The organism is Caulobacter sp. 17J65-9 (genome assembly GCF_010975005.1).
Lineage (GTDB): Bacteria > Pseudomonadota > Alphaproteobacteria > Caulobacterales > Caulobacteraceae > 17J80-11.
On the sequence record NZ_JAAIVC010000139.1, the window covers coordinates 1 to 10,523 of the forward strand.

Annotated in this window: 13 protein-coding genes, 1 tRNA gene and 1 pseudogene; 10 read left to right on the plus strand and 5 right to left on the minus strand. The window is 71.2% G+C overall.

The features are described from left to right. Positions 1-1,283, minus strand: a pseudogene (locus tag G3573_RS16815) (hybrid sensor histidine kinase/response regulator); the annotation flags it as partial. Between the two features lie 96 nt (positions 1,284-1,379). Here G3573_RS16815 and G3573_RS16820 point away from each other — a divergent pair. The 3 genes from G3573_RS16820 (at position 1,380) to G3573_RS16830 (ending at position 2,565) form a co-directional block, all read left to right on the plus strand. Then, positions 1,380-1,586, plus strand: a complete 207-nt coding sequence (locus G3573_RS16820; protein ID WP_163262720.1) for a DUF2905 domain-containing protein — start codon at positions 1,380-1,382, stop codon at positions 1,584-1,586. After that, complete coding sequence (locus tag G3573_RS16825; protein ID WP_163262722.1) at positions 1,583-2,086, plus strand: hypothetical protein; 504 nt, start codon at positions 1,583-1,585, stop codon at positions 2,084-2,086. Before G3573_RS16820 ends, G3573_RS16825 begins: the two co-directional genes overlap by 4 nt. 62 nt (positions 2,087-2,148) lie before the next feature. Further along, positions 2,149-2,565 (plus strand): hypothetical protein, encoded by a 417-nt coding sequence (locus G3573_RS16830; protein WP_163262724.1) that lies wholly within the window; start codon positions 2,149-2,151, stop codon positions 2,563-2,565. Position 2,566: 1 nt separating this feature from the next. Here G3573_RS16830 and G3573_RS16835 read toward each other — a convergent pair whose 3' ends face one another. Further along, a complete protein-coding gene (locus tag G3573_RS16835; RefSeq protein WP_163262726.1) occupies positions 2,567-2,824 on the minus strand; it encodes a hypothetical protein in 258 nt (85 codons plus the stop codon). A 76-nt stretch (positions 2,825-2,900) separates the two neighbouring features. On the opposite strand from G3573_RS16835, the gene G3573_RS16840 reads away from it, so the two are divergent. After that, positions 2,901-3,296 carry a hypothetical protein gene (locus G3573_RS16840; RefSeq protein ID WP_163262728.1) on the plus strand — a complete coding sequence of 132 codons (396 nt, stop codon included), beginning with the start codon at positions 2,901-2,903 and terminating at the stop codon, positions 3,294-3,296. A 119-nt stretch (positions 3,297-3,415) separates the two neighbouring features. On the opposite strand, the gene G3573_RS16845 is transcribed toward G3573_RS16840, so the two are convergent. Beyond that, positions 3,416-3,490: transfer RNA gene (locus tag G3573_RS16845), tRNA-Gly, on the minus strand. A gap of 107 nt (positions 3,491-3,597) precedes the next feature. Further along, positions 3,598-4,380: an SDR family NAD(P)-dependent oxidoreductase gene (locus G3573_RS16850; RefSeq protein WP_163262730.1), complete on the minus strand. Its 783-nt coding sequence runs from the start codon at positions 4,378-4,380 to the stop codon at positions 3,598-3,600. Between the two features lie 76 nt (positions 4,381-4,456). Here G3573_RS16850 and G3573_RS16855 point away from each other — a divergent pair, with 76 nt between their 5' ends. Then, positions 4,457-4,870, plus strand: coding sequence for a YkvA family protein (locus G3573_RS16855; protein ID WP_163262732.1), 414 nt, complete (start codon positions 4,457-4,459; stop codon positions 4,868-4,870). Positions 4,871-4,879: 9 nt separating this feature from the next. On the opposite strand, the gene G3573_RS16860 is transcribed toward G3573_RS16855, so the two are convergent. Further along, a complete protein-coding gene (locus G3573_RS16860) occupies positions 4,880-5,614 on the minus strand; it encodes a 2OG-Fe(II) oxygenase family protein (protein WP_163262733.1) in 735 nt (244 codons plus the stop codon). A 162-nt stretch (positions 5,615-5,776) separates the two neighbouring features. Between G3573_RS16860 and G3573_RS16865 the strand changes: the two genes are divergently transcribed. The 5 genes from G3573_RS16865 to G3573_RS16885 all read left to right on the plus strand — a co-directional run. Further along, positions 5,777-6,658 carry an isoaspartyl peptidase/L-asparaginase gene (locus tag G3573_RS16865; protein ID WP_163262734.1) on the plus strand — a complete coding sequence of 294 codons (882 nt, stop codon included), beginning with the start codon at positions 5,777-5,779 and terminating at the stop codon, positions 6,656-6,658. A gap of 233 nt (positions 6,659-6,891) precedes the next feature. Then, positions 6,892-8,043, plus strand: a complete 1,152-nt coding sequence (gene rlmN, locus G3573_RS16870; RefSeq protein WP_163262735.1) for a 23S rRNA (adenine(2503)-C(2))-methyltransferase RlmN — start codon at positions 6,892-6,894, stop codon at positions 8,041-8,043. 73 nt (positions 8,044-8,116) lie between these two features. After that, on the plus strand, positions 8,117-9,538 hold the full coding sequence (locus G3573_RS16875) for an alpha/beta fold hydrolase (protein ID WP_163262736.1): 1,422 nt from the start codon (positions 8,117-8,119) through the stop codon (positions 9,536-9,538). A 120-nt stretch (positions 9,539-9,658) separates the two neighbouring features. Continuing rightward, positions 9,659-10,087, plus strand: coding sequence for a DUF350 domain-containing protein (locus G3573_RS16880; RefSeq protein ID WP_163262739.1), 429 nt, complete (start codon positions 9,659-9,661; stop codon positions 10,085-10,087). Between the two features lie 16 nt (positions 10,088-10,103). Continuing rightward, a partial coding sequence (locus G3573_RS16885) for a serine protease (RefSeq protein WP_163262737.1) occupies positions 10,104-10,523 on the plus strand: 420 nt, incomplete at its 3' end.

The window sequence follows — 10,523 nt, forward strand, 5'->3', positions numbered from 1 at the left end:
GCGCGGGCCAGGGCGCCGATCTCGTCGGTGCGGGCTTCGACCGCCTCCAGCGGCGCGCCGCGGCCGCGCGCGCCGGCCCAGGCGGCCAGCGCCTCCAGCGGCTTGACCACCGAGCGCCGGATCAGGACCAGGGCCACGGTCGACAGGAGGCCCACGGCGAGCAGGCCGGCGACCAGCACGGTCAGGGCGGATTCCAGGGCCGTGCGCAGCACCGCCGACTTGGGCAGGACGATCAGCAGCCGCCAGGACGGCCCGAACATCTGGCCGTAGGCGACCAGGGCGTCGTGGTCGGGGCTCTCGACCACGCCGTGACGGCCGCCGGCGGCGCGGATTCGCGCCAGGGTCTCGTCCATGCGCTCCAGCACCTTGCCGGCCGCGACGTCCTCCGGCCGCGTCGCGGCGGCGCGGTAGCCGGGCGAGGCGATCAGCTCGCCGGTCTCCGAGACGATCAGGGTGGCCGATCCCGGCAGGCGGTCGGCGGCCGAGCCCAGCAGTTTCTCGTCGATCAGGACCGTGGTGCCGAACGCGCCGACGTGGCGCCCGCCGATGTCGAGCGGCGTGATGCAGCCGGTGCCGCGGGGCTGGCCCTTTCCAGGCCTGTAGACGAGCTGCTGCAGCTTGGTGCAGCGGGTGACGCGGGCCGGATTGACGGACGGCAGCGCGATCTGGCCCGCCTCCAGCGGCTGCATGGTGAAGTCGGCCGGCGCGTTCTTTCGATAGAACATCAGCCGGTCGTCCCGCTCGGGACCGAACATCACCTGCCGGTCGCTGGGCGTGAAGAAGTACAGGTTGTCGTAGCGGCCGAGGTGGGCCTCGCCGACCTCGGCGACCGCACGCGCCGCGGCGAGCATCAGGGCCTTGTCCTCGCGGCTCACGTTGCGGCCGTCGGCCAGGAAGCCGCCCAGGCCGTAGATCCGGTCGCCGGCCGGACCGTTCCGGCCGTCGAACAGGGCCGGGGCGCTGCGGCGCGTGCCGTCGGCCTGCAGCGGGAAGAAGGCGTCGAACTGGCGGTCGAGCTCCGGCCCGTCCAGGGCCGGCAGCCGGCGCAGCAACGCGCCGGTCGCGGCCGCGTGCACCGTGCGCAGGTCGGAGAACAGCCGCTCCTCCACCACCAGGCGCTCGTCCACGTAGTGGGAGAGGGAGGTCACCTGCTGGCGCGCGGCCTTGTCGTAGAAGACGGCGAAGGCGGCGACGGCGGCCAGCGTGCTGACCAGGATCGACAGGCCGATCACGCCCAGCACCAGCTTGCGAGCGACGGAGGATCGGTTCGGGGCGCGGCTCATCGGCGACTGGCTCGGTTCCTGTGCGACCCTATGGCGAGACGGCTTAACCAAGCGCTATCGCGAACCCCGGGCCTGATCCGGGGTTTCAGGAGGACGATGAACGCGCCGCGCCTGCTGATCGCCATAGGCCTGGCCCTGGTGGCCGCGGGCCTGCTGTGGCCCTGGCTGTCCCGGCTGGGACTGGGCCGGCTGCCGGGCGACATCGTCATCCGGCGCGAGGGCTTCACCCTCTATGTCCCGCTGGTCACCAGCCTGCTGGTCAGCCTGGCCCTGACCGTCCTGCTCTGGCTGCTGCGCCGATGACCGGGGTCGAGCGCTTCAGCGTGCGGCCCCTGACCGTGGGCGAGCGGCGCCTGGCCGACGAGGTGTTCGGCGAGGCGCTGGACTGCGATCCGGTGCGGATCTGGGCGCCGGCCCTGCCGCTGCTCGACCGGGCCTTCGTGCCGGGGCGGCTGGGCGGGCGCAGCTGGATCATCTGGCCGTGGCCGGGCGCCCGGGCCGACTTCGCGGAGGCGCCGCTGCGCCTGCAGGGGACCTTCGTGCACGAGCTGGTCCATGTCTGGCAGGCCCAGCGCGGGGTGCTGCTGCCCCTGGCCAAGCTGAAGGCGGGCGACGCGCCGAAGGCCTACCGCTACCGGCTGGACGGGCCCGGCGGGTTTGCGGCGCTCAATATTGAGCAACAGGCGATGGCGGTGGAGCACGACTTCCTGCGCCGGCGGGGCGACGAGGCGCCCTTCGCCGCCGAGCTCTACGAGGCGGTCCTGCCGTTCCGCCGGACCGCGCCGCCGGAACGCCGCGCCTGAAGGCCGCGTTTTCGCCACGCGGGGAAGGCCTAACTTAGGGGAGTTCGCTTCCGGAGCGCCCCATGAGAGCCGCCCTCGCCGCCGTTTCCGCCGTCCTTGCGCTCGCCGCGACGGCCGGCCCCGTCGCCGCCGCGACCGAGACCGCCCCAACGACGACCGCGGCCACGACTTCGCCGGCGACCGATACCGACCTCGAGATTCCGCGCGCCCAGGCCGCCCTGCTGCGCACCATCTGGAAGCTCCAGTCCGGCGCCCCCGACTACGGCGCCATGGAGCGGAAGCTGGCCGACACGGTGAAGGCCCAGCCCGACCTGCTGGAGCAGGTGAAGTCCTACGGCCCGGCCGAGGACGTCGAGTACCTGGGCGCGGTCGACGGCGCGCGCCACTTCAAGGTCGCCTTCAAGGGCGTCGAGACCCACTGGTTCATCGCCCTGTCCCCGACCGGCAAGATCGCCGCCCTGGTGTTCCGCGAGGGGTGACCTAGGCCTGCGCCGCCTGCGAAATCAGCGCCAGGAACAGCCAGACCAGGCCGCCCAGGATCAGCAGCGCCGGGCCGACGAGGCTGCGGAAGCGCTGGCCGACGAGACCGGCGAACCGGTCGGGCTCGCTGGCGCGCTCGACCTTCTGCGGCCGGCTTCCGCGCGTGCGGACCACGCCGGTGCGGTGTGCTTCGAACAGCGGGACCGCGTCCCTGAGCAGCAAGAACAACCCAGCCAAGACGACACCAAGCGGCAGCATGAATCTCCCCCGTACTTGCGGCCCAGCTTGGGAGGCGTATCTGTTGTTCGTCAATCGCCGCTATCGGAGCGCGTTCATGAAAGCCGTCGCCCTCGCCGCCGTCCTCGCCCTCGGGGCGGGCGTGGCGTCGCCCGTCCTCGCCCAGACCCAAACTCAGACTCCGGCCGCCGCCGCCGACAAGGTCGCGCCCGCCCGCGAGGAAGCCGCGCTGCGGACCGTCATCGCCCAGTTCCAGGCCGGCAAGCCCGACTACGATCAGATGGAGAAGCCCCTCGGCGACGCCGTGAAGGCGCAGCCGGCGGTGGTGACCATGGTGCAGGGCTTCGGCGCGCTGGAGCACGTCGACTATGTCGGCGTCGTCAACGGCGCGCAGCACTTCCGGGTGGGCTTCGCGACGGCGGAGACCGACTGGTTCATCGCCCTGTCGCCCTCCGGCAAGATCGCCGGCCTGGTGTTCCGCCCGGCCGCCTGAGATCGGGGCCTCTGACCTCGGGCCTGGGAAACCGGGCCTGAGGCTTTCGCCTGAACTCGAGCCCAGAAACACGACGGCCCGGCTGCGTGAGCAACCGGGCCGTGGTCGTTTGAAGAAACTGGAGCGGGCGAGGCGATTCGAACGCCCGACCCTCACCTTGGCAAGGTGATGCTCTACCCCTGAGCTACGCCCGCATCTCAGTTTCGTCTTGCGGCGTCGCCGCCGCGTCTCCGTGAGGAGGCGGGCCTTATAGGCGACCTCTTCACAGCGACGCAAGCCCCTTTTTGCGACGTTTATCGAGTTATTTCGGCGCCATGCGAATGGCCCCGTCGAGGCGCACGCACTCGCCGTTCAGATAGGTGTTGCGGGCCATCTCGAGCACCAGCGAGGCGTACTCGGACGGCTTGCCCAGGCGCTTGGGGAAGGGGATCGACGCGGCCAGGGCGTCCTGCACGTTCTGCGGCATGGCGGCCATCATCGGGGTCATCATGATGCCCGGCAGGATGGTGTTCACGCGCACGCCGTCGTTCATCAGGTCGCGCGCGATCGGCAGGGTCATGGCGTAGACGCCGCCCTTGGAGGCCGAGTAGGCGGCTTGGCCGATCTGGCCGTCCTGGGCCGCGACGGACGCCGTCGAGACGATCAGGCCGCGCTCGCCGTCTTCCATCGGCTCGGCCGTGACCATCCCCGAGGCGGCCTTGGCGATGCAGCGGAAGGAGCCGATCAGGTTGATCTGCAGGACCTTCTCGAAGCTCTTCAGGTCGTGGGCCTTGATCTCGCCGGTGTCGCGGTCGCGGCTGACCGTCTTGCGGCCGATGGCGATGCCGGCGCAGTTGACCAGGATGCGCTCCTGGCCGTGGGCGGCGCGGGCCTTCTCGAAGCCGGCGTCGACGTCGGCGTCGGAGGTGACGTCGACCTTGCAGAACACGCCGCCGATTTCGGCCGCGACCTTCTGACCCGCCTCTTCGTTCAGGTCGAACACGGCGACCTTCACGCCTTGCGCGGCAAGGGCGCGGGCGGTGGCCTCGCCGAGGCCGGAAGCCGCGCCGGTCACCACGGCGGCGATCGAACCATCGAGTTTCATGGAGTTCTCCCCCTCGGAAGGGCATTATGGTGAATAGCCCGGAAAACGTCGGGCGGTCGGGCGAGGGTTTAGCGTCGTGACCGGAAATTCCAAACAGGCGGATCAAGAGTTCGACGCAGGCCGTCCGCTGGACCCCTCGCGCGCGCTGGTTCCGGCCGTGGTGCGGGTCAACGAGGTGCGCGTGCGCCGCGGCTTCTGGCCGAAGATCCGCAAGGTGGCCACGCGGATCCCGTTCGCGCCGGAGGTGGTGTCGGTCTGGTTCTGCGCGCGCGATCCGCAGACCCCCACCGCGGCCAAGGGCATGATGATGGCGGCGCTGGCCTATTTCGTCCTGCCGACCGACGCTATTCCCGACGTACTGGCCGGGATCGGCTTCACCGACGACGCGGCGGTGCTGGCGGCGTTGATCTCGCTGCTGGGGGCCAACCTGAAGCCCCGCCACCGCGAGGCGGCCGGCGAGGCGCTGAAGCGGATCGCCGACGAGGACTAGAGCGCTGCTCTAGCGCGCCCGGACCCAGCCGGTGATCGACAGCCGCTCGCGTCCTGCATAGGGCGCGACCAAGCTGACCGAGTGCAGCTGGGGCACGCGGAAAATGTTCAGGGCGTTGAAGGCGGGGGTGAAGCCCTCGGCCACGTGGCCGTCCTGATCGTGGAACAGCAGGAGCCCGCCCCAGTCGGCCCGCCACTGGGGAGTGAAGTTCAGCACGTAGGCGAACAGCCGCTGCTTGCCGTCGGCGTGGTCGTCGTGGGCGGTCAGGAAGTCGCCCGGCCGGTACCGCGTCGCCTGGGCGTCGCAGTAGGCCACGCGCGGTTCGCCGGTCATCGCCGCGACGAAGTCCAGGAAGGCCCGACCGTTTAGCCGGTCGAATACCGCCTCGAGCAGGTCGCCCGAGCGCCGGCCGGCTTCGACCGCGTCGCTGATGCGCCAGGTGTCGAAGGCGTACTGGAATCCCTGGCGGGCGCCCTGCAGCGTCAGGGCTTCGAGCGCGCGGCGCTTTTCCGGGGCCAGATCGGCCAGTTCCTGCTGCGAGAGGTCGAGGCCGCGCCCGCCCGGGTTCATCGACCGGCGCCAGCGCGTCTCGCCGGCCAGCGCCCGGCCGATCGCTTCGGCGGTGCGCGGCTGGAAGACGTCAGGCAGGTGCAGTCGCCCGGTCCGCGCGAAAATCGGCCGCAGGGCGTGCGGATCCAACGTGCGTACGCCGTCGAACTCGACGGCCGTTTCGATGGCGGACATGGCGGCCCCTGTGGCGATCTCGTAAGCGAACAGCTAGCCGGATCGGCCGTAGTGCGCCCGGCGACCTAAGGGCGCGGCCTATTTGGTTGGACGCCCCCCTGTTCGCCGCGTCACGGCGAGGGTATCCAGCAACGGCTTACGGTACGGAAGGATCGACCCCTCATGGCCAAGTTCGCTCTCGCCCTGCACGGCGGCGCCGGCGCGCGACGCTCGCGCGACTACAGCCGCGAAGTCCCGCACATGCAGGGCCTGGTCGAGGCCGCGCGCGACCGGCTGGCCGCCGGCGCCTCGGCGCTGGACGTGGTGGTCGAGGTGATCCGCGAACTGGAAGCCTCGGGCCTGTACGTGGCCGGCCGCGGCGCCTCGCCGAACCTGGGCGGCAAGTACGAGCTGGACGCCAGCCTGATGTGGGGCCCGACCCGCGCCGCCGGCGCGGTGGCCGCCCTGCAGGGCTACAAGAGCCCGATCCAGGCCGCCCGCCTGGTGATGGAGAAGACCCCGCACGTCATGCTGGTCGGCGAGGGTGCGATGGAGTTCGCGGCCCGGCAGCACCTGGAAGAGGTCGGGGATCCGGAGGCGTATTACCTGCGGGCCGGCCACGGCGAGTCCAACCACCCGCCGGGCCACGCTGCCGCCCTGGCCCACGGCACGGTCGGCTGCGTGGTGCTGGACGCCGACGGGCGTCTGGCGGCGGGCACCTCCACCGCCGGCGTGTTCAACAAGATGCCCGGCCGCGTGGGCGACACTCCGATCATCGCCGCCGGCACCTGGGCCGACGCCGACGTGGCGGTCTCCGGCACCGGCCAGGGCGAGTACTTCATGCGCACCGCCGCCTGCGCCCAGGTGTCCTGGCGCGTGCGCGCCGGCGAGAGCATCGAACAGGCGACGAAGACCGTGCTGGACGAGATCCGCTCGCTGGGCGGCGAGGGCGGCCTGATCTCGGTCGACCGCCTGGGCAATATCTCGACCCCCTACAACTCCGAGGGCATGAAGCGCGCGGTGCTGACCACGGACGGCGAGATCCGCTCGGAAGTGTTCGAGTAAGGTCCACCACACCGTCACCCTCGGGCTTGTCCCGAGGGCCCATGGCGCCGTCGCACGTTTTTGAAGATCGTGGCGCTCGCGCTAGGCGCACATCCGCCGACGCTGGCGTACCTGAACGATGGGCCCTCGGGGGACAAGCCCGAGGGTGACGGTTTTTGGTGCGGCCACGCCCCGCCTTAAACCCGGCCCGTTCCGGTGCTATACGCCCCGTTCCTAGCGCAAGGACTGTCTTAGTGGGCGTGACCCTCGACCTCTCCCGCGCGGCGCCGCGCGCCGCGGGGCCCGTGAACATCGCCGGCCTGACCCGCGACGAGCTGAAGGCGGCCGTGATCGAGGCCGGCGTGGCCGCGCCGGACAAGGCGCGCATGCGCGCCAGCCAGATCTGGCGCTGGGTCCACCACTACGGCGTCACCGACTTCGACAAGATGAGCGACGTCGCCAAGGACGCGCGCGCCAAGATGGCCGAGGCCTTCACCATCGCGCGCCCCGAGGTGGTCGAGCGCCAGATCTCGAAGGACGGCACCCGCAAGTGGCTGATCCGCTTCGCGCCGGGCGTCGAGGCCGAGACCGTCTACATTCCCGACGTCGGCCGGGCCGGCGCCCTGTGCGTGTCCAGCCAGGTCGGCTGCACCCTGAACTGCAGCTTCTGCCACACCGGCACCCAGAAACTGGTTCGCAACCTGACCGCGGCCGAGATCGTCGCCCAGGTGCAGGTCGCCCGCGACGACCTGGAGGAGTGGCCCTCGCCCAAGGAGGACCGCCGCCTGTCGAACATCGTGTTCATGGGCATGGGCGAGCCGCTCTACAATCTCGACAACGTCGCCAACGCCATCGACATCATCTCCGACAACGAGGGCATCGCGCTCTCGCGCCGGCGGATCACCGTGTCGACCTCGGGCGTCGTGCCGCAGCTGACCGCGCTGGGCGAGCGCACCGCCGCCATGCTGGCCATCTCGCTGCACGCCACCAACGACCCGCTGCGCGACGAGCTGGTGCCGCTGAACAAGAAGTACCCGATCGAAGAGCTGATGGCGGCGATCAAGGCCTATCCGGGCCTGTCGAACGCGCGCCGGGTGACCTTCGAGTACGTGATGCTGAAGGGCGTCAACGACAGCCCGGCCGAGGCCAGGGCGCTGGTCAAGCTGCTCAAGGGCGTGCCGGCCAAGATCAACCTGATCCCGTTCAACCCGTGGCCGGGCACCAAGTACGAGTGCTCCGACTGGTCGACCATCGAGGCCTTCGCCGCGGTGATCAACAAGGCCGGCTACGCCTCGCCGATCCGCACCCCGCGCGGTCGCGACATCCTGGCCGCCTGCGGCCAGCTGAAGTCCGAGAGCGAGAAGATCCGCGCCAGCGCGCTGCGGGCCATGGCCTCGGTCGACTGAAATAACGGCGTGACCGCGGCGTGAGCCGCGCCTACCCTCCAACTGTTCAGCTTCAAGCGGGATGGGGGCGGGCGTGCGGCGTACGATCAGTGTACTGGCGGCGGCGCTGTGGTTCGCCGCCGGCTGCGGGTCGGCTCAGGCCCGGGCGGCCCAACCGGCTTCCGACGACTTCAAACCTTGTGCGGACGCCGCCGGCGACGCGGCGCTGGCCGGCTCGCTGTGCGCGCGGTTCAGCGCGCCGCTGAGCTACGCCGACCCGGGCCGCGGCCAGATCGACCTGTTCGTGCGCGAGTTTCCGGCGAAGGGCCGTTCGAAAGGCCAGGTCTGGCTGGTGGCCGGCGGACCGGGCGAGTCCGGCGCGACCTTCTATTCGATGCTGGCGACCTTCCGGGCCGCCTTCCCCGGCTACGACCTGATGGTCCCCGACCATCGCGGCACCGGCTTCTCCACCCGGCTCTGCCCGAAGGAGGAGGCGGTCGACAGCGAGGGCGGCGCGGCCCTGCAGGGCGCGGAGTGGGCGACCTGCTTCGGCTCGCTGGAGACGGAGCGCGAGCGCGCCCACGCCTTCACCATCACCAACGCCGCCCAAGACCTGCGCCGGCTGGTCGACCGCTACGGCGACCGCGGGAAGACCTGGATCTACGGCGTCTCCTACGGCACCCAGCTGGTGCTGCGGACCATGGCCGTCGCGCCGCCCCGCAAGGTGGACGGGATCGTGCTGGACTCCCTGGTCCCGCCCGAGACCACCCAGACCTGGGACCTGAGCCGCCGGTCGGCCGTGGTCGACGAGGTGGGCCGCAAGCTGCTGGCCGACTGCGACGCCGGTCCGGCCTGCCGCGAGCAGCTGGGCGGCTCGGCGGTGGCCGCCATGCAGGCGGTAGTCGACGACCCGAAGCTGGCCGCCGCGGTCCCGGGCGGAAAGCCGAAGCTCTTTTTCGGCGCCCTGCTGGACTTCCCCGAGCTGCGCGCGCGCATTCCGAGCCTGCTGGCCGCCCTGCGCGCCGGCGACGCCGCGCCGCTGGTTCAGGCGGAGCAGGACCTCGAGGCGCTCGGCGCCGGGCTCATGCGCTTCCCGCAGTCGCCGTCGTCGATCCCGCTGGTGGCCATGATCAGCGCCTCGGAAAACAACGCCCGCCAGGGCCTGACCAAGGCCCAGGTCGAGGCCGAGGCGGCGAACTACCTGTTCGTTAGCCCCCTGGCCGGCCAACTGGTCGGGGCAGCCTCCATGGCCTATCCGCGCGACGACGCCTTCGGAAAGCCGCCGGCTCGCCTGCCGCGCCTGCTGGTCGTTCAGGGCGACATGGACCCCAAGACCCCCTACGCCGGGGCCGAGGCGCACGTCGAAGCGCTGCGCGCCGCCGGTCAGGTTTCGCTGGTGAAGGTCGGCGGCGCGCCGCACTTCGTGCTGTTCACCGCGCCCGACTGTTTCACCCGTGCGGTGAAGCCCTTCGTGGAGAAGCGGCGGGCCAAACCGAAGGCCTGTTCGATCGACTGATCCGCGATCAGGCGGCGCCTGTCGCATCAGCGCGCTTGCTAAGCCTTAACGCCCTCATGCAATCATTCGTCCCTGAAGTGCGGGCGTGGGGCGTGGGGGCGATCGATGAATCCTGAACTTCTGATCCCGGAGATCATGAGCCCGGAGGTGCAGGCCTTCGCGACCGGCTTCCCGATCACCCTGCTGCACGCCGGCGTCACGGTGGTGATGCTGATCCTCGGCGCGGCGCTGTACGCCCTGCTGACCCCCTACAAGGAGATCAGCCTGATCCGCGAGGGCAACTCGGCCGCGGCCGTGGCCTTCGGCGGGGTGCTGATCGGCCTGGCCATTCCGCTGGCGGTGTCGCTGTCCGCTTCGACCTCGATCCGCGAGATCGCGGTGTGGGGCGCGGCGACCATCGTGGTGCAACTCCTGGTCTTCCGCATCACCGACTTCCTGCTGACCGGCCTGCCGTCGCGCATCCAGGAGGGCGAGGTTTCGGCCGCCGTGCTGCTGGTCGCCGCCAAGATCGCCACGGCGATCATTCTGGCCGCGGCGGTGGCGGGCTGAGCCGGCGCCGGCAGCGATGAATTTCCCCCGACTTCCCGACTGGCTGATCTACACCGCGGCGGTCTGCGCCCTGGTGATGGTCTCGCTCGGGAACCGGGAAAAGGCCGACGCGCCGCCCGCTCCGCCGCCGCCCGGCGCGGAGGAAGGCGCGCTTCTGGGGCCCGCCACGCCGTTCGATCCGATGATCGTGGTCGACGTGGCCTCCGCCCCCCTGCAGCCCTCCAGCGGCACCGCCTTCGCCATCTCCGCCGACGGCGAGTGGCTGACCGCGCGCCACGTGGTCGACGGCTGCCACAAGGCCGCCCTGGTGGTCGGCGGCGGCCGCGCGGTGGAGGCCTCGATCCGCATGTCGCCGCGCGCCGACGTGGCCCTGCTGCGCACCGAGGGCGGCCCGGTCGCCCTGCCGCTGGCGGTCGAGCGGCCGCTGCGCACCGGC

Excerpts from the sequence above, each read along its gene's own strand:
- G3573_RS16850 (WP_163262730.1), bottom strand. The coding sequence starts at position 4,380 with ATGAAACTCGATGGTTCGATCGCCGCCGTGGTGACCGGCGCGGCTTCC.
- G3573_RS16820 (WP_163262720.1), top strand. The coding sequence starts at position 1,380 with ATGAACGCGCCGCGCCTGCTGATCGCCATAGGCCTGGCCCTGGTGGCC.
- G3573_RS16860 (WP_163262733.1), bottom strand. The coding sequence starts at position 5,614 with ATGTCCGCCATCGAAACGGCCGTCGAGTTCGACGGCGTACGCACGTTG.
- G3573_RS16830 (WP_163262724.1), top strand. The coding sequence starts at position 2,149 with ATGAGAGCCGCCCTCGCCGCCGTTTCCGCCGTCCTTGCGCTCGCCGCG.
- G3573_RS16865 (WP_163262734.1), top strand. The coding sequence starts at position 5,777 with ATGGCCAAGTTCGCTCTCGCCCTGCACGGCGGCGCCGGCGCGCGACGC.
- G3573_RS16825 (WP_163262722.1), top strand. The coding sequence starts at position 1,583 with ATGACCGGGGTCGAGCGCTTCAGCGTGCGGCCCCTGACCGTGGGCGAG.
- G3573_RS16835 (WP_163262726.1), bottom strand. The coding sequence starts at position 2,824 with ATGCTGCCGCTTGGTGTCGTCTTGGCTGGGTTGTTCTTGCTGCTCAGG.
- G3573_RS16840 (WP_163262728.1), top strand. The coding sequence starts at position 2,901 with ATGAAAGCCGTCGCCCTCGCCGCCGTCCTCGCCCTCGGGGCGGGCGTG.